Here is a 16591-nt window from a genome sequence, read left to right on the forward strand (position 1 = left end):
CGTACGGCCCTGGTCAGCGGCTTTCCGGTCGTCGGCACGTCCGAAATGCCGTCTCACGATCCGGACGAGTGCTGTTCGGCAGGCCACTTGGGGCATGCGGAAGGGGCGCCCACCAGGTCGGTGGGCGCCCCTTCGTGCAGAGCGTGCGGATCAGACCTGGCCGGCCTTCTCCAGGGCGGAGCAGCAGGTGTCCACCAGGAGGCGGGTCACCACGTACGGGTCGACGTTGGCGTTCGGGCGGCGGTCCTCGATGTAGCCCTTGCCGTCCTTCTCGACCTGCCACGGGATGCGGACCGAGGCACCGCGGTTGGAGACGCCGTAGGAGTACTCGTTCCACGGGGCGGTCTCGTGCAGACCCGTCAGGCGGTCGTCGATGCCGGCGCCGTAGTTCTTGACGTGGTCGAGCGGCTTGGAGCCCTCACCGAGCGACTCGCAGGCGGTGATGATCGCGTCGTAGCCCTCGCGCATCGCCTTGGTGGAGAAGTTGGTGTGCGCACCGGCGCCGTTCCAGTCGCCCTTGACCGGCTTCGGGTCCAGGGTCGCGGAGATGCCGAAGTCCTCGGCGGTGCGGTACAGCAGCCAGCGGGCCACCCACAGGTGGTCGGAGACCTCCAGCGGGGAGACCGGGCCGACCTGGAACTCCCACTGGCCGGGCATGACCTCGGCGTTGATGCCGGAGATGGCGAGACCCGCCTTCAGGCAGTTGTCGAGGTGGGCCTCGACGATCTCGCGGCCGAAGATCTCGTCGGCGCCGACGCCGCAGTAGTAGCCGCCCTGGGGGGCCGGGAAGCCGCCCTCGGGGAAGCCCAGCGGGCGGGCGCCGTCGAAGAAGGTGTACTCCTGCTCGATGCCGAAGATCGGCTCCTGCGCGGCGAACTTCTCGGCGACCTCGGCCAGCGCGGCACGCGTGTTGGAGGAGTGCGGGGTGAAGTCGATGTCCAGGACCTCGCACAGGACGAGGATGTCGTCGCCGCCGCGGATCGGGTCCGGGCAGGTGAAGACCGGCTTGAGCACACGGTCCGAGGAGTGCCCCTCGGCCTGGTTGGTGGACGACCCGTCGAAGCCCCAGATCGGCAGCGCGTCGAGACCGGCGGGGGAACCCGTGATGATCTTCGTCTTGGAACGCAGCTTGGCCGTCGGCTCGGTGCCGTCGATCCAGATGTACTCAGCCTTGAAGGTCACGGGGCCACATCCTTCGGGGGTGGGTCGGGTGCACTCGCGGGTGCTTGCGGCGCTGCGGCACTGGGGCGCCGCGTCGATCTGCCGGGCAGCCTGTCAACAGGCGATTTCCCGTCCATTGCTCGCGTGTGAACCCCGTGTTACCTGGTGGTTCTGTGTCCCGACTCACGTTGTGAGGGCGGGGGCGGCGGGGTATGGGCCACCCCCTGGGCCCCCGAAGGCCGTTCGCGGGGCGGCGGCCGGAGACGGCCGGATCGCGGTGAGCCGGCCGGCCCCGGCCGGTGAGCCGGGGAACGGTTGCGTACGACAAGGCGCTGACCGGAGCCCCCGCCCCGAACACCCCGGCCGGCGACCGCCACCCCCGTAACGGTCGCCGCCCGGGGCGCCTGATCACCTCATCGATGTCCTGTCCGGTGGCCGAGCCTCACCCCACCTTCTCGATCACCGCACGGCGGATGAGGAACTTGCCCGGCTCCCGGACCTGTTCGAAGGCCGCGTTGTTCAGCAGGACACAGCTGCCGGAGACCGAGGTGACCTTCACCGTCGTGGACTTGTTGTTGTCCAGGTTGGTGACCTTCAGGGTCGTACCCGCCGGGAACTGGTTACTGGACGCGGCCGGGGCACCGCCCTCGCCGGAGAGCGTCACGGTGGAGCCCTTGCAGACCTGCTGACCGGAGGCCGCGGCAGCGCCACCGCCGGCGTTTCCCGCGGCGCCGGTCTGCGCGGGCTGCGCGGACTGCTGGGCGCCGCCCGCCTGCTGGTTGCCCTGCTGACCCGCGTTGCCCTGCTGACCCGCGTTGCCCTGCGCCGCCTGGGAGCCCTGAGCCGACTCCCCAACGGTGCATCCGGCAGCCTTCTGCTGGACCTCGATCTGTTTGATGACCGCCTCGCGGTTGGCGATCCGGGCCGCCGACTGCGCGTCCGGGTTCGCCTTCTGGTCCGCGATGAACTTGTCGTTGTTGCCGTGGGCCGTGGCCAGCCCCTGGCATACGGTCGAGTCCCCGGCGGACAGCGTCTTGGCGTTCTGCGGGCTCTGCGCGGCGTTCGAGGTGGACGCCAGCGCGAAGGCCCCGCCGCCCGCCACCGCCGCGGCGCTGAGGAGCAGCGCGAGCTTCTTCTTGGTGCTGAGAGTTCGCCTACGCGACATGCGCGCCTCCTGAAGAGGTAGGGGAGCGTACGCCGCTATGTACGAGATCCCGAACGAGGTTACTCAGCGGTTTACAGGAGTCACCGAAGTAACCTGCGTCACAAAGGAGTTGAGTCGCGCTCAGCTCTTGTTCCGGGAAAGCGCCTCCTGTACGGCCTCTTCGGTGCGGGCGACCAGGGCGGTTCCGTCCTCGGCCGTGATGATCGGGCGCTGGATGAGCTTGGGATGCTCGGCGAGGGCCGTGATCCACCGGTCCCGTGCCGTCTCGTCGCGCGCCCACTCCTTGAGCCCCAGCTCCTTGGCCGCGGCCTCCTGGGTGCGGGTGATGTCCCACGGTTCGAGCCCGAGCCGGTCGAGTACGGCCCTGATCTCGTCCTCGCTCGGCACGTCCTCCAGATAACGCCGGACGGTGTAGTCGGCCCCCTCGGCGTCGAGCAGGCTGAGCGCGCTACGGCACTTGGAGCAGGCCGGATTGATCCAGATTTCCATGCGGTCCACGGTATGCGAGAACGGTCTCCCGCCGGTGTCGCGGGTGGGGGCCACTCTGGGTGGCTTCATGGTGCAATGCGGTCATACGCTCGTTGCGTGCCATGGTCGCGGCCGTCGGCACCGGCCCGGGCGGACCACCCTCGCCGGTGGGCTCTGTTCGATTTTGACGCCACCTCACGCGTACCTCTCGAACCTGCCGTGACATGGCGGCAATTTCCCTGCTGACCTGGACCTTTGACGGACCCTCCGGACTCCCTCATTGTCAGTGCCCGGCAGTAGAATGGAGTCAGTGTTCGAGGGTATCGCCGGAGCCTGCCGGTGCTGCCCTGACCGCGACAGGAGGATGCCTGTGCCCGCTGCCGCCCTGACGACCAAGCCGTTGCCGACCCAGTCCACCGCCAAGCGTTCCGTTCGGCTCGACTCGCCCTACGTGCCGATGGAGAAGCGTGCCCTGCCGGCCGGGCGGCCGCGCGAGTGGTACGTGACGCACAACCGGCGCCTGAAGGCCATGCGCCTCGCCATAGCCCTGCTCGACCTGGGCATCTACCTGCCCAACCAGGCGCGCAACGAGACGATCCGCAGCACCGCGGAGAAGATCGGCGTGCACCCGCCGTCGGACACGACGTGCCACATGGTGCGGGCGTTCATGCGGTACTCGCGCTGAGCCGTGGTGCCGGGTGCCCCGCGTCCGTGCGGGGCACCCGGCACCTCACGCCGACAACTCCCGCTCCCACGGCGTCCGGAACCGCGGAGTCACCTTCGTCGCCCCCACCCACGCCCGCAGCCGCTCCGCCTCCGCCGCGACCGCCGCCTCGGCCTCCCGGCGTACCCCAGGCTCGGCGATGCGCCAGACGATCTCCCCGTCCGCCCGCTGGGCCCAGCCGCCCACCACCCTGCCGTCCCACCACACCGTCGGGCCCACGTTGCCGCTGCGGTCGAAGAGGTACGGGCGCAGGTCCGGGGCGAGATACCAGTCGCGCTGCTGCCAGGCCATGGCCGTCGGGTCGAGGCCGGGCAGCAGGGCCGCCCAGGGCTCCCCGGGGGCCGCCACCGGGTCCGCGTCACCGTCGGCGACGTAGCCCGTGCCCTCGTCCAGAACGACCTCCTGTGCGCCGATCGCGGACAGGGCGCGGCGCACCTCGGTGACCCGCCAGCCGGTCCACCACTTCAGGTCCGCCTCCGTCGCCGGGCCGCACGCCCGCAGCCAGCGGTCCAGCAGGTCCGCCTGGGCCCGTGCCGTGTCCAGTTCGGGGTGCTCGGGTGCCGGCGCCCAGCGGAACTGGCTGGACGTCCAGGAGCCGAGCGGGCGGCCGCGGATCACCTTGCCCTCGACGCCGAGCACGCGCAGCAGGCGGGAGGAGACCGTGTGGACGCCCTCGTAGCTCTTCCCGGCCGCGTACACGAACTGCTCGCGCAGGCGCGGCTCGTCGGCCGTCAGCTCCGCCGCCGTCGCCTGGCCCCGCCGGGCCAGCGCGGCCAGCGCGGACGCCTCGACCTCGGCCAGCCAGGCCGCGTCCGGGGCGCCTGCCTTGGCCATGTCCTTGAGCAGGTGGGCCCGTTCGCGGGCGGCCACCGTGAGACCCGTCGACGCGTGGACGACGGCCGTCAGCTCGGCGGGGAACACGAACACCGTGTGCCGCATGCCGTGCATCCGGACCAGTGTGCGGTCCTCGTACAGCGCCCGCTCCGTCTCCGGCACCGCCTTCGCCGGGTCGGCGAGCCGCGCCGCCACCGCCAGGTACACCGTCGCCGGGTCCGAGCCGTGCAGGGCCACCAGCGAGGCAGCGACCTCCTCGGGCGTCGCAGCCCGTGCCGTACCCGCCAGGCGGTGCCGCAGGGCGAGCCGGGCCCGCCGCTCCGCCACGTCGATGTGCCGCCGCCGTCCGTCACCCATGCCGACCTCCCCGTCGCTCACGCTGCCCTTCCCTGCATGGTCGCCGACGCCACTGACAGTCGCCCCCTTCACCCGATCGCCGTGCCCGGCATGCGCACGACCGCCCCCGCGTCCTTCACTGCGAACAGGAGGTGGCGGGAGGGCGAGGCCCCGGAGAGAGAGGCTGTCGTATGAGCATCCCCGAGGTCCATCCGGCGCGCGGTACCCCCGAGGACCGGGCCCGGCGCGGCAAAGAGGCCCGCAAGCACGCCCCCCGCTCCGCGCACGCCCTCTGGCTCCCGTCCGCCGACCGACGCGACCCCGTCGCCGTACTGGAGCGGCAGGGCCGGGACCGGCTGCCGGAGCTGCTGCCGATCCGGTACGGGCGGATGGCCGGCTCGCCGCTGGCCTTCCTGCGCGGCGCCGCCGCGGTGATGGCCGCCGACCTCGCCGGCCAGCCGCACACCGGGCTCACCGTGCAGCTGTGCGGCGACGCCCACCTGCTCAACTTCGGGCTCTACGCCTCCCCGGAACGTGCCCTGCTCTTCGACCTCAACGACTTCGACGAGACCCACCCCGGGCCCTTCGAGTGGGACGTCAAACGGCTCGCGGCCAGTGTGGCCGTGGCCGCCCGGGAGAACGGGCACACCAAGGCCGGGGAACGGGTCGCGGCCCGGGCGGCCGCCGCCGGGTACCGCACCGCCATACGCCGGATGGCCGGACTCGGGGAGCTGGCCGTCTGGTACGAGCAGGTCGACGCCGAGAGCCTGCTGCCCCTCGTCCGCTCCGCCCGCCGCCGGCGCCGCCTGGAGTCCAGCCTCACCCGGGCGCGCCGCCGCACCAGCCTCCAGGCGCTCGGCAGCCTGACCGAGGTGGTGGGCGGGCGGCGCCGGATCATCCACGACCCGCCGCTCCTGGAACCCGCCGGCGTGCCGGACATGGCCTCCCTGCGCAAGATCTTCTGCGACTACCGCTCCACCCTCGCCGAGGAGCGCCGCCACCTCCTCGACCGCTACCGCTTCGTCGACGCCGCCCGCAAGGTCGTCGGCGTCGGCAGCGTCGGCACCCGCTGCTTCATCGTGCTGCTCGCCGGGCGGGACGCCGACGACCCGCTGTTCCTGCAGATCAAGGAGGCGCGGGCCTCGGTGCTCGAGGAGCATCTGCCGAGCGGTCCGTACGTCCATCCCGGGCACCGGGTGGTCGCCGGACAGCGGCTGCTGCAGTCCGCCACCGACATCTTCCTCGGCTGGATGAACGGGCCGCAGGGCCGCTCCTTCTACTGGCGCCAGCTGCGCGACATGAAGGGCTCCGCCGAGGTCGCCGGCCTGGACCCGGCCGGTCTGCTCGCCTACGCCCGGCTGTGCGGCGCCACCCTGGCCCGCGCCCACGCCCGCTCCGGCGACCGCATCGCCATCGCCGCCTACCTCGGCACCGCCGACACCTTCGACCACGCCGTCGCCGACTTCGCCGTGGCCTACGCCGACCGGACCACCGCCGACCACGCCACCCTCGGCGCGGCCATCACTGCGGGCGTGGTGACGGCGACGCCGGGGGTGTGACCGGGGCCGGGGGCGCCGCTCAGCCGTACCGCTCCAGCAGCCCGCGCACATACGCCTCCAGCCGCCCGCCCAGCACCTCCGGCGTCAGATCGGTACGCCCCAGCTCACGCCACGGTCCGGCCAGCTTCTCCGCGTCGGGGGAGTAGGCCAGGGCGTCCAGCAGCCGCCAGTACAGGTGGTCCGGCCCGTCCGCGAGCCCGTGGGCGCCCTGTTCCTCGTACCGGTCCCCGAAGGCGAGCCCGTGCGCCGGGCCGTGCAGCAGGGCCAGCGCGGTCGAGCAGTGGGCGACGTCGAGGTCGGCGGGGCCCCACGAGGTCTCCACCCAGTCGACGACCCCGCTGACCCGCATTCCGTCGCCGGCCCCGGTGAAGAGCACGTTCCCGGGGTGGTAGTCCCGGTGCAGGAAGCGGCCCCGGTACGGCGGCGGGTCGCGGCGGATCACGTCCACCGCCCGCTCCCACATCCCGCCCTCCGGGGTGCGCACCCGCTCCGGCGAGGTCCACGCCTGGTACGGGCGCGGACGCTCCTCGGGGTCGACCGTGTGGATCCGCACCAGCTGGGCGGCGAGCAGGTCCAGACGCCGGTCCAGGGACTCCCGGTCCTCCTCGTCCACCCGCACCAGACCCGGCAGCCGGGTCATCAGCAGCGAGGGGTGGTCGCAGTGTTCGCCGCCTGCGTCCACGGCGACCAGCGCCGGGGCCGGGATGCCCTCCTGCCCCGCCAGCAGGCCGAGAACGCCCGCCTCACGGGACAGCAGGCCCGGGGCGTGCCGCCGGAAGAAGGGCTTCACGAAGGTGCGCAGCACCAGCTCCTTGCCGTCGTCCAGGGTGAGCCCGCGCATCTGCGAGGACCAACCCCCTGAGAGCGGGCGGGAGTCGGTGACCGAACGCCCCTGCGGAAGCTGCTTGGCCACCCACCTCCGCGTCGCCGCCCAGCCCTGCTCCTCCAGCCCGCCCAGCAGAGCCGCGACGAACTCCCGCCGGTCTCCGGCGTGGTCGCGGAACCACAGCCCCAACCGGTGCTCGGCGTCCGGGAGTTCGAAGCGGGTGTACTGGGCGCGCGCCGCCAGCGCGTCCTGGACGGCCTCCGTCACCTCCGGCGGGATGACCGCGTCCGTGCCGGGTACGGCGAGCACCGCCCGGCCCTCGTACGCCCGCAGGGCCGTGAGGGCGGGGGAGTTCCGCCAGCTGCCGGGCGTCCGGATGATCTCGCTGAACCTGCCGTTGCCCTCCCCGAAGGGCACGTCATGGGCCTCCGGCGCGTACACGGCGGGTGCGCACAGGCCCACGGCGGCCACCCGTGGGCCGTAGTGCCGTACGAGATCCGCGACCGTCTGGCCGCTCATGCTGAACCCCACCAGGACCAGCGGGTCGTTCGCCGGAGCGTGTGCGTCGAGCACGGCCACCGCCTGTTCGAACCGCCGGCGCAGGCTCAACTCGGCGAGCGCGCCGGTGCTTTCGCCGTGTCCGGAGAAGTCGAAGGCCAGGGCCCGGCAGCCGTGCGAGGCGGCCTCGGTGAGCAGGGGCAGCAGCCGCTCCTTGCTGCCGTTGCCCGCGCCGTGCAGGCAGACGACGGTGGCCCGGCCGGGACCGCCGCCGTACAGACCGCTGAGGCGTTCACCGTCGTACGCGTGAGTGAAGGAGATCGGCTCGCTCATGACACCCATTCACTCACGGAAATCGGGATGCACTCCGAGTGACCGGATCCCTACGCTGGATGCACGCCGATCACACATCCACGCGAACGGAGGACCGTCATGGGCACCATCGTCCTGTCCGGGACCGCCGTCCTGGTGATCCTCGGATTCGGAAACCACACCTGGTGGCTCGCCGCCGTCGCCGTGCTCTTCCTCTACGTGCGGTACGGGCGGGGCGAAACCCCGTCCGCCGGGGGAGGACAGCCGGGCGCGCCCACCACCTACCAGGCCTACCGCGAGCGCCGGGACCGCCAGGCCAAGTGGGAGCGCCGCTACCGTCGCGAGCGCCCCTACGAGGCCCGGCGCCAGGAGCGCGAGAAGAGCAAGTGAGCCAGGGAGCCCCCGGTCACAGGCCGGGGGCTCCCCACACCGGGAACCAGCGGCTCAGGTCCTGCTCGATCCTGAGGTCGTTCACGAGCTGCGCCTTCACCTGCAACTCCAGCGCGCTGTCCCGGCGTTCGGCGGCGCCGGGCAGGGGCGCGAAGGGATAGAAGGTGCCGCGCTTGTAGAGGTAGACGAGGGCCAGGCGCCGTCCCCGCTCGTCCTCGAAGGCGGCCAGGGAGCACAGCAGCTGCGGTCCAAAGCCGTTGACCTCCATCGAGCTGTTCACCGCGTGCAGGTCGTTGACCAGCTGGGGCAGCTGGTCGGGGGCCCGCCGGGAGACCAGCCAGGAGTAGCCGTAACCGTCCTGGGTCAGTTCCACCGGGGGACCGGCGCGGTCGGCGTCCGCGTCGAGCAGGGCCTGCACCTCCCGGTGGGTCTGCTCGAAGGCCGCGCCCTCGACCGTGGCGAAGCACACCGCACCCACCCCGGTCGGCGTGAACCCCGCTGCCGCCTGGAGCGTGATCGCCGCCGAGGGCAGCGCGAACAGCTGGTCGAGGTCGGGCGCGACGGGTTTCGTCCGCCCGAGCAGGATGTCCAGCAGCCCCAAAGTTCAGCCCGCCTTCCGCAGCTGCCTCATGTGTTCAGCCCGCCCACGAATGTTCAGCCCGCCTTCCCGGGAGCCGCCGCCTCGCCCAGCTCAGCGGAGATCCGCCCGAGCTGGTCCAGCCGCTGCTCCAGGGTCGGGTGGGTGGAGAAGAAGCGCTCGATGCCGGGCTCCTTGCCGGTCGCCGGGGTGAAGTAGAAGGCGTTGAAGGCCTGGGCCGTGCGCAGGTCCTTGGTCGGGATCCGGGCGATGTCCCCGGTGACCTTGGTGAGCGCCGAGGCCAGTGCCGAGGGCCGGCCGGTCAGATGCGCGGCCGCCCGGTCGGCCGCCAGCTCCCGGTACCGGGACAGGGTCCGGATCAGCAGGAAGCTGATCGCGTACACGGCCGCCGAGACGCCCATCACGGCGGCGAACACGACGGCGGTGTTCTGGTCCCTGCGGCCCCCGCCGAAGAGCTGCGAGTAGAAGGCGAACCGGACGATCAGTCCCGCGATCACCCCGAGGAAGGACGCGATCGTGATCACGGCGACGTCCTTGTGCGCCACGTGCGACAGCTCGTGCGCGAGCACACCCTCCAGCTCGGCGGGCTCCAGCCGCCGCAGCAGGCCCGTGGTCACACAGACCACGGCGTGGTCGGGATTGCGCCCGGTCGCGAACGCGTTCGGCATGTCCATGTTGGAGACGGCGACCACCGGCTTGGGCATGTCCGCGATCGCGCACAGCCGGTCGACCACCGCGTGCAGCTCGGGATACTCCTCCCGCTCCACGACCCGCCCGTGCATGGCGAACATCGCGATCCGGTCGGAGAACCAGAACTGGGCCACGAACATCGCCCCGATCAGGACGACGACCAGCAGCCAGGACTTGAGCAGCACGATCAACGCGGCGACGAAGGCCACGTACAGCAGCCCGAGCAGGAACATCGTGACCGTCATCCGCACGGTCAGCCGCCGATCGCTCCTAAAGCGGCTCTGCATCTTGCATCACCCCGCAGTCAGGCACTCGTCCCGATGTCCAGTGTGCACCTGCGGAATCCCATAAGGAGGTCGCGAGCAGACCTAGGGGCAGCAAAGGCTTCCTATGAATCCTGGGCCGGAACCGGGGCGCCTCGGCCCAGGTGGGAACGGGCCCGGGCGAGCAGCTCCGCGACCTCGGCGTCCGGTCCCCACGGACCTGCCCACCGCACGGTCAGCTCGGCCCGCGTCCGCAGCCGCTCGTCCGCGTCGGCGAGCAGCGCCACGGCCGCCCGCAGCCGTACGACACCGCCGCGCGCGTCCAGCAGCCGGTACGCCGACACCCGTACCCACCGCGGCCGCCCGGCCGCCAGCCGCTCCGCCAGCCATGCCTCGGGCAGCAGCCCGGCGGAGGGGAGCAGCGCGAGGGTGGCCTCGCCGACGACCCCGGGCGCCGGATCGTCCAGCAGCCGCAGCATCCGCGGCACGTCCGTCACATCCAGCGAGCGCAGCCCGGCCACCGCCTTGGCCCGCACGCCGGGCGCCGGGTGGTCCAGCAGCGGCCACAGCAGGCCGGCGTCCGCGCGGGTCCCGCACTCCGCGAGCCCGATCGCGGCACCTGGCGGCAACGCGGGGTCACCGGGGTCGGCGCACCGGTCCCGGTACCAGGGCAGCGGATCGGTCCCGTACTGCCGTACGACATACCGGGCGCAGGCCCGCACCAGCGCCGACCGGTCCGCCAGAAACCCGATGGCCCGATCGGGCCGCCCCAGGCGCCGCAGCGCGGTCACCCCGGCGGACCGGGCCCGGGGACTGCGGGCGCCGAGCAGCGCCCCCAGCACCTCCTCCGCGTCCTCTTCTGCCACGGCGGCCAGGGCGGCCTCGCTGCACAGGGTCTGTACGACGGCGTCGTCGTCCCCGGCGGCAGCGCGAGCCAGCTCAACGGCGGAGAGAAGCCCCTCCTCGACGGCGAGACCGTACGCGAACCGGCGTACGGGGCGGTCGGGGGAGGTGAGAAGCGGGGCCAACCGCTCACCGGGCGCCTTCCGCAGCACCTCACCCAGCAGGCCGAGGGCGTGGTCGCCCCGGTGACGGTCGGCGAGGCGCCGGACCAGCGGGGCGAGCCGTGCCGCCGTCTCCGCGTCCAGCGCCTCGGCCAGCCGCTTCCTGGCCCGCTCCCGCACCGGCTGCGCCCAGTCCGCGCACCGCACGACCACCAGCGGCAGCAGCGCCGGGCGCCCGGTGACCCGCCCGAGCGCCCGGTACCGGATCCGGCCGTCCCGGTGGCACAGGGCGAGTGCCAGCTGCCCTTCGGTGAGCGGGCCGTCGGCGTGCAGGGCGGCGGTCAGCGAACGCCCGCCGGGCGTCTCCTCCCAGCTGGGGACGGTGTACGGCACGAAGTACCACTCGTCCGTCCGCACCCCCTCGTCCAGCCACAGCCAGGCGCTCGCGTCGCCCGTGTCGATCACGTCCCGCAGCGCCGCGCCCTCGGCCAGCCGCAGCGCGGCCCGGCTCCCCTCCCGCACCCCCCGCACTCCCCTTACTCCTCTTACTCCTCTTACTCCTCTTACTCCTAATACGGAGAACGCATCTGCGCGTACCCGAGCAGCACTATCACCGCGGCCACACAGCCCAGCACCACGGCCGTCGACACCCACGACGACCGCCGCGGCGCCGACGGCTCCGGGTCGGCGCGGAAGGGTGCCGGGTCCGGCGGGTTCTCCTTCCAGCGGGCGGCGAGCATCCGGGCCCGTGCGGAGGGCTCCTTGTGCTCGGCAGAGTTCGCCCATCTGTGATCGAACTCGAGCTCCCAGTCGTCCCGTTCGGTCATCCCCGTTCAACCTCTCTCGTCGGACAGAACCAGGAGGATGATCCCCCGAGAGTAGGAAGCATGGGAAGCGGCAAAGGTTGCCCAGGATGCTGCATGGTCGTTTCGCGGCTAGCATTTTCCGTGAGAGCCGCACCGCAGGGTGTCCGACGTCGTCTGCCCTGCTTTCTCCTACGCGTGCGGCGCCCCCTACCCGCGCCGGACTTTTCACTCCGAGGTCGCGGCCATCAGTCTCGTGCTTCGGAAAGCCGCACGAGGGGTGGAAGGAAGGTGGATCCATGAATGCACATCGCGCGAGGCGACTCGCCGCAGTGTCCGCCGTCGGCGTCCTCATGCTCGGCGGTGCCGCGATCAGCACGGCAGGTACCGCGTCGGCAGCCACCCCGACGCAGGTGTCCACCAACCGTGGCTGCTTCAACAGCTGGCGGGGCAACTGCTTCAACAACGGCTTCTTCGGCTTCAACAACGGGTTCGGCTTCAACAACGGGTTCAACACCCCCGTCGTGGTGATCGTGGTGGGCTGACGGCGACGGGTCGGAAACACGGCCGAGGGCCGCCACCGGGAACGTTCCCGGTGGCGGCCCTCGCACGCTGGGGCAGCGTCGATCACACGTCGAAGTACAGCTCGAACTCGTGCGGGTGCGGACGCAGCTGGAGCGGCGCGATCTCGTTGGTGCGCTTGAGGTCGATCCAGGTCTCGATCAGGTCCGGCGTGAAGACGTCGCCCTGGAGGAGGAACTCGTGGTCGGCCTCGAGCGAGTCGAGGACGGCCGGCAGGGAGGTCGGGACCTGGGCCACGTTCGCGTGCTCCTCGGGAGCCAGCTCGTAGAGGTCCTTGTCGATCGGCTCGGCCGGCTCGATCTTGTTCTTGATGCCGTCCAGGCCCGCGAGGAGCAGGGCCGAGAAGGCGAGGTACGGGTTGCCGGAGGAGTCGGGCGCGCGGAACTCGACGCGCTTGGCCTTCGGGTTGGAGCCGGTGATCGGGATACGCATCGCGGCGGAGCGGTTGCGCTGCGAGTACACCAGGTTGATCGGCGCCTCGAAGCCCGGGACCAGGCGGTGGTACGAGTTCACCGTCGGGTTGGTGAAGGCCAGCAGCGACGGGGCGTGCTTGAGGATGCCGCCGATGTAGTAGCGGGCCATGTCCGACAGGCCCGCGTAGCCGGCCTCGTCGTAGAACAGCGGGTCGCCGTTGCTCCACAGCGACTGGTGCACGTGCATGCCCGAGCCGTTGTCACCGAAGATCGGCTTCGGCATGAAGGTCGCGGTCTTGCCGTTGCGCCAGGCCACGTTCTTCACGATGTACTTGAAGAGCTGGAGGTCGTCGGCGGCGGCGAGCAGCGTGTTGAACTTGTAGTTGATCTCGGCCTGGCCGGCGGTGCCCACCTCGTGGTGCTGGCGCTCGACCTTCAGGCCGTTCTTCTCCAGCTCCAGGGAGATCTCGGCGCGCAGGTCGGCGAAGTGGTCGACCGGCGGGACCGGGAAGTAACCGCCCTTGTAGCGGACCTTGTAACCACGGTTGTTCTCGACCGCACCGGTGTTCCAGGCGCCCGCCTCGGAGTCGATGTGGTAGAAGGACTCGTTCGCGCCGGTCGCGAAGCGGACGGAGTCGAAGACGTAGAACTCGGCCTCGGGGCCGAAGAACGCGGTGTCCGCGATACCGGTCGACGCGAGGTAGGCCTCGGCCTTCTTGGCCACGTTGCGCGGGTCACGGGAGTACTGCTCGCCCGTGATCGGGTCGTGGATGAAGAAGTTGATGTTGAGGGTCTTGTCGCGGCGGAACGGGTCCACGCGGGCCGTGGAGAGGTCGGCGCGCAGGGCCATGTCGGACTCGTGGATGGCCTGGAAACCACGGATCGACGATCCGTCGAAGGCCAGCTCCTCGTCCGGGTCGAACGCCTCAACGGGCACCGTGAAGTGCTGCATGACGCCCGGCAGGTCGCAGAACCGGACGTCGACGAACTTGACGTCCTCGTCCGCGATGAACTTCTTGGCCTCGTCGGCGTTCTGGAACATCCAGCTCCTCCTACTCCCGACCGTCCCGCCGGGGTGGTAGATCGTTCGTGCGGCCAGTGCGGTGGCACACGCTGCCTCCGACCCTAGGGACGGGTGATTTCTCGGGCGTGACCCATTTGTTTCGCAGAAGTTAACCGGCCACGCTTCCACCGTAGCGCCGACACACCCCTGTGCGCCCTGCCCGAATCCGGGCGCGTACCGTGGACGGGTGGACAACAGGCAAGCAATGGGATCGTGGCTTTCCGGGCCGCGCGCGGCCATGGAAGAAGCCGGAGCCGACTTCGGATACCGGGGCGAACAGCTCGGCCTCCCGGAGGACGGACCGAACTCGATCGCACGGCCCGGCAGGCGCCTCGGGGCCCTGGCCGTCGACTGGGGTCTGTGTGTGTTGATCGCATACGGCCTGATCACGCACGGCAACAGCCCCGCCACCAGCAACTGGGCCCTGCTCATCTTCTTCGCGATGAGCGCCCTTCTGGTCGGCACGCTCGGCTTCACCCCGGGCAAGCGCCTCTTCGGTATCCGGGTCGTGGCCCTGCAGACCGGCACGGTCAACCCGCTCCGGGCCCTGCTGCGCACGGTCCTGCTGTGCCTGGCGCTCCCCGCCCTGATCTGGGACCGGGACGGCCGCGGCCTGCACGACCGGCTCGCGCAGACCGTCGAGGTCCGCAGCTAGCCCGAGTACGACGAAGGGGGCGTCCGGTCACTCCGGGCGCCCCCTTCGTCGTACGCGTCTCGTACGAGGAGGTCTAGCGGGCCTTCGGGCCGCCCTTCGGCATCCGCATGCCCTTCGGCATCGGGCCCTTCGGCAGCGGCATGTTGCTCATCAGGTCGCCCATGGCGCGCAGTCGGTCGTTGGTGGTGGTCACCTGGGGGCCGGTCAGCACGCGCGGGTACTTCAGCATGGTCGTGCGCAGCTTCTTCAGCTCGATCTGGCCCTCGCCCGAGCCCACGATCACGTCGTGCACCGGCACGTCCGCCACGATGCGGTTCATCTTCTTCTTCTCGGCGGCCAGCAGGCTCTTCACCCGGTTCGGGTTGCCCTCGGCGACCAGCACGATGCCGGCCTTGCCGACCGCCCGGTGCACCACGTCCTGGCTGCGGTTCATCGCCACCGCCGGAGTCGTCGTCCAGCCCCGGCCGATGTTGTCCAGCACGGCCGCCGCGGCCCCCGGCTGGCCTTCCATCTGCCCGAAGGCGGCCCGCTCGGCCCGGCGGCCGAACACGATCGCCGTCCCGAGGAAGGCGAGCAGCAGGCCCAGGATCCCGAGATAGACGGGATGACCGATCAGAAATCCGATCACGAGGAAGACACCGAGGATGCCGATGCCGACACCCGCGAGTACAAGACCGATCTTCTTGTCGGCCTTGCGGGTCATCTTGTACGTGAGGGCGATCTGCTTCAGTCGCCCTGCGTTCGCGGCGTCCGCCGCGGTTTCCTTCCTCGCCATGCCACGAAGTCTACGTGCCCCCGGGAGTGCCCACGACGGCAGTGCCCGGTGGGGGGATTCAGGAGCGGGTGGCGGCCTGGTCGAGCACGCGCTGCGCCTCGACCCGGTCCTTGGCGCGGCGGCGGTCCTCCAGCACGGAGGTCCAGGCGTTGCGGCGGGCGGTGCGCTGGCCGCTGCTCATCAGCAGGGACTCGACGGCGCGGAGAGCGTCGGTGAAGGACGGAATGGCGGTGGCGCGGACGGGCGCGGCCTGCATGATCGAGGTCCCCCCTCGGTCGGGTGTACGTGGCGTGATATCAGAGTCACTGATTGGTGTTACCAGGGCGTGACCGACCGGTCAAACACCAATGAAGCCTTGATACAGAGCGCTGAAACAGCGACGCGGCCCTGACGGTCGCCCTCATCAGCGAGGACGGTCAGAACCGCGTCGACTCGGCCATTACTGGCCAGTAATTACTTGTGCGCGAATTCACACGCGCTGCTCACACCGCCTGGGTCGCGATGTACGAGCCCCGCTTCTCGATTGCCATCTGGTACAGCCGCCCGGCACGGTACGAGGACCGCACCAGCGGACCGGACATCACGCCGGAGAAGCCGATCTGCTCGGCCTCCTCCTTCAGCTCCACGAACTCGTGCGGCTTGACCCAGCGCTCCACCGGGTGGTGGCGCACGGAGGGGCGCAGGTACTGGGTGATGGTGACCAGCTCGCAGCCCGCCTCGTGCAGCTGCTTGAGCGCCTCGCTGACCTCCTCGCGGGTCTCGCCCATGCCGAGGATCAGGTTGGACTTGGTGACCAGGCCGTAGTCGCGGGCCTCGGTGATGACCTTCAGCGAGCGCTCGTAGCGGAAACCGGGGCGGATGCGCTTGAAGATCCGCGGCACGGTCTCGACGTTGTGCGCGAAGACCTCGGGGCGTGAGGAGAAGACCTCGGCGAGCTGCTCCGGGACCGCGTTGAAGTCGGGGGCCAGCAGCTCGACCTTCGTGCGGCCGGCCTCGCGGTCCGCGGTCTGCTGGTGGATCTGGCGCACGGTCTCGGCGTACAGCCAGGCGCCGCCGTCCTCCAGGTCGTCGCGGGCGACGCCGGTGATGGTGGCGTAGTTCAGGTCCATGGTGACCACGGACTCGCCGACGCGGCGCGGCTCGTCACGGTCCAGGGCCTCGGGCTTGCCGGTGTCGATCTGGCAGAAGTCACAGCGCCGGGTGCACTGGTCGCCGCCGATGAGGAAGGTCGCCTCGCGGTCCTCCCAGCACTCGTAGATGTTCGGGCAGCCGGCTTCCTGGCAGACCGTGTGCAGGCCCTCGCTCTTCACGAGGTTCTGCATCTTCGTGTACTCGGGACCCATTTTCGCCCGGGTCTTGATCCACTCGGGCTTGCGCTCGATGGGGGTCTGGCTGTTGCGGACCTCCAGGCGCAGCATCTTGCGTCCGTCGGGTGCGACTGCGGACACGACCGGCTCCCTGCTGTTTGCTTT

General features: G+C 71.0%; 18 protein-coding genes. 5 read left to right on the top strand and 13 right to left on the bottom strand.

What is annotated here, in order from left to right; genetic code table 11:
* Nucleotides 1-150 precede the first annotated feature (150 nt).
* The 3 genes from glnII to BEK98_RS21315 all read right to left on the bottom strand — a co-directional run bounded on the left by glnII (nucleotide 151) and on the right by BEK98_RS21315 (nucleotide 2815).
* On the bottom strand, nucleotides 151-1182 hold the full coding sequence (gene glnII, locus BEK98_RS21305; protein WP_094218188.1) for a glutamine synthetase: 1032 nt from the start codon (nucleotides 1180-1182) through the stop codon (nucleotides 151-153).
* Nucleotides 1183-1603: 421 nt separating this feature from the next.
* Nucleotides 1604-2326: an RlpA-like double-psi beta-barrel domain-containing protein gene (locus BEK98_RS21310; protein WP_094218189.1), complete on the bottom strand. Its 723-nt coding sequence runs from the start codon at nucleotides 2324-2326 to the stop codon at nucleotides 1604-1606.
* A gap of 120 nt (nucleotides 2327-2446) precedes the next feature.
* The gene (locus BEK98_RS21315) at nucleotides 2447-2815 is read right to left on the bottom strand and encodes an arsenate reductase family protein (protein ID WP_179851726.1); all 369 of its coding nucleotides are present in this window, start codon (nucleotides 2813-2815) and stop codon (nucleotides 2447-2449) included.
* Nucleotides 2816-3164: 349 nt separating this feature from the next.
* Between BEK98_RS21315 and BEK98_RS21320 the strand changes: the two genes are divergently transcribed.
* Nucleotides 3165-3479 carry a hypothetical protein gene (locus BEK98_RS21320; protein ID WP_094218190.1) on the top strand — a complete coding sequence of 105 codons (315 nt, stop codon included), beginning with the start codon at nucleotides 3165-3167 and terminating at the stop codon, nucleotides 3477-3479.
* A 45-nt stretch (nucleotides 3480-3524) separates the two neighbouring features.
* On the opposite strand, the gene BEK98_RS21325 is transcribed toward BEK98_RS21320, so the two are convergent.
* Entirely contained in the window at nucleotides 3525-4709 is a 1185-nt protein-coding gene (locus BEK98_RS21325; RefSeq protein ID WP_094218274.1) for a winged helix DNA-binding domain-containing protein, read from the bottom strand.
* A 170-nt stretch (nucleotides 4710-4879) separates the two neighbouring features.
* Here BEK98_RS21325 and BEK98_RS21330 point away from each other — a divergent pair, with 170 nt between their 5' ends.
* Nucleotides 4880-6247: a DUF2252 domain-containing protein gene (locus BEK98_RS21330; protein WP_094218191.1), complete on the top strand. Its 1368-nt coding sequence runs from the start codon at nucleotides 4880-4882 to the stop codon at nucleotides 6245-6247.
* A 19-nt stretch (nucleotides 6248-6266) separates the two neighbouring features.
* Here the strand turns inward: BEK98_RS21330 and BEK98_RS21335 are convergent, their stop codons facing one another.
* A complete protein-coding gene (locus BEK98_RS21335; protein WP_094218192.1) occupies nucleotides 6267-7913 on the bottom strand; it encodes an alpha/beta fold hydrolase in 1647 nt (548 codons plus the stop codon).
* A gap of 90 nt (nucleotides 7914-8003) precedes the next feature.
* Between BEK98_RS21335 and BEK98_RS21340 the strand changes: the two genes are divergently transcribed.
* Nucleotides 8004-8273 (top strand): hypothetical protein, encoded by a 270-nt coding sequence (locus BEK98_RS21340; protein WP_094218193.1) that lies wholly within the window; start codon nucleotides 8004-8006, stop codon nucleotides 8271-8273.
* 16 nt (nucleotides 8274-8289) lie between these two features.
* On the opposite strand, the gene pspAB is transcribed toward BEK98_RS21340, so the two are convergent.
* The 4 genes from pspAB to BEK98_RS21360 form a co-directional block, all read right to left on the bottom strand.
* Nucleotides 8290-8874: a PspA-associated protein PspAB gene (pspAB, locus tag BEK98_RS21345; RefSeq protein WP_094218194.1), complete on the bottom strand. Its 585-nt coding sequence runs from the start codon at nucleotides 8872-8874 to the stop codon at nucleotides 8290-8292.
* A 53-nt stretch (nucleotides 8875-8927) separates the two neighbouring features.
* Nucleotides 8928-9848, bottom strand: coding sequence for a zinc metalloprotease HtpX (gene htpX / locus BEK98_RS21350; RefSeq protein WP_094218195.1), 921 nt, complete (start codon nucleotides 9846-9848; stop codon nucleotides 8928-8930).
* Nucleotides 9849-9949: 101 nt separating this feature from the next.
* A complete protein-coding gene (locus BEK98_RS21355; protein ID WP_094218275.1) occupies nucleotides 9950-11350 on the bottom strand; it encodes a HEAT repeat domain-containing protein in 1401 nt (466 codons plus the stop codon).
* Nucleotides 11351-11397: 47 nt separating this feature from the next.
* Nucleotides 11398-11655 (bottom strand): SCO2583/SCO2584 N-terminal domain-containing protein, encoded by a 258-nt coding sequence (locus BEK98_RS21360; RefSeq protein WP_094218196.1) that lies wholly within the window; start codon nucleotides 11653-11655, stop codon nucleotides 11398-11400.
* 275 nt (nucleotides 11656-11930) lie between these two features.
* On the opposite strand from BEK98_RS21360, the gene BEK98_RS21365 reads away from it, so the two are divergent.
* Nucleotides 11931-12176, top strand: coding sequence for a hypothetical protein (locus BEK98_RS21365; protein ID WP_094218197.1), 246 nt, complete (start codon nucleotides 11931-11933; stop codon nucleotides 12174-12176).
* 82 nt (nucleotides 12177-12258) lie between these two features.
* Here BEK98_RS21365 and glnA read toward each other — a convergent pair whose 3' ends face one another.
* On the bottom strand, nucleotides 12259-13668 hold the full coding sequence (gene glnA, locus BEK98_RS21370) for a type I glutamate--ammonia ligase (RefSeq protein WP_094218198.1): 1410 nt from the start codon (nucleotides 13666-13668) through the stop codon (nucleotides 12259-12261).
* Nucleotides 13669-13876: 208 nt separating this feature from the next.
* On the opposite strand from glnA, the gene BEK98_RS21375 reads away from it, so the two are divergent.
* A complete protein-coding gene (locus BEK98_RS21375) occupies nucleotides 13877-14344 on the top strand; it encodes an RDD family protein (RefSeq protein ID WP_094218199.1) in 468 nt (155 codons plus the stop codon).
* Between the two features lie 73 nt (nucleotides 14345-14417).
* Here BEK98_RS21375 and BEK98_RS21380 read toward each other — a convergent pair whose 3' ends face one another.
* From BEK98_RS21380 to lipA, 3 genes are all read right to left on the bottom strand, one after another.
* The gene (locus BEK98_RS21380; protein ID WP_094218200.1) at nucleotides 14418-15119 is read right to left on the bottom strand and encodes a DUF4191 domain-containing protein; all 702 of its coding nucleotides are present in this window, start codon (nucleotides 15117-15119) and stop codon (nucleotides 14418-14420) included.
* Nucleotides 15120-15177: 58 nt separating this feature from the next.
* The gene (locus tag BEK98_RS21385) at nucleotides 15178-15375 is read right to left on the bottom strand and encodes an SCO2195 family GlnR-regulated protein (protein WP_094218201.1); all 198 of its coding nucleotides are present in this window, start codon (nucleotides 15373-15375) and stop codon (nucleotides 15178-15180) included.
* Nucleotides 15376-15601: 226 nt separating this feature from the next.
* The gene (gene lipA / locus BEK98_RS21390; RefSeq protein ID WP_094218202.1) at nucleotides 15602-16567 is read right to left on the bottom strand and encodes a lipoyl synthase; all 966 of its coding nucleotides are present in this window, start codon (nucleotides 16565-16567) and stop codon (nucleotides 15602-15604) included.
* Nucleotides 16568-16591: the final 24 nt, after the last annotated feature.

The organism is Streptomyces diastatochromogenes (assembly GCF_002242805.1).
Lineage (GTDB): Bacteria > Actinomycetota > Actinomycetes > Streptomycetales > Streptomycetaceae > Streptomyces > Streptomyces diastatochromogenes.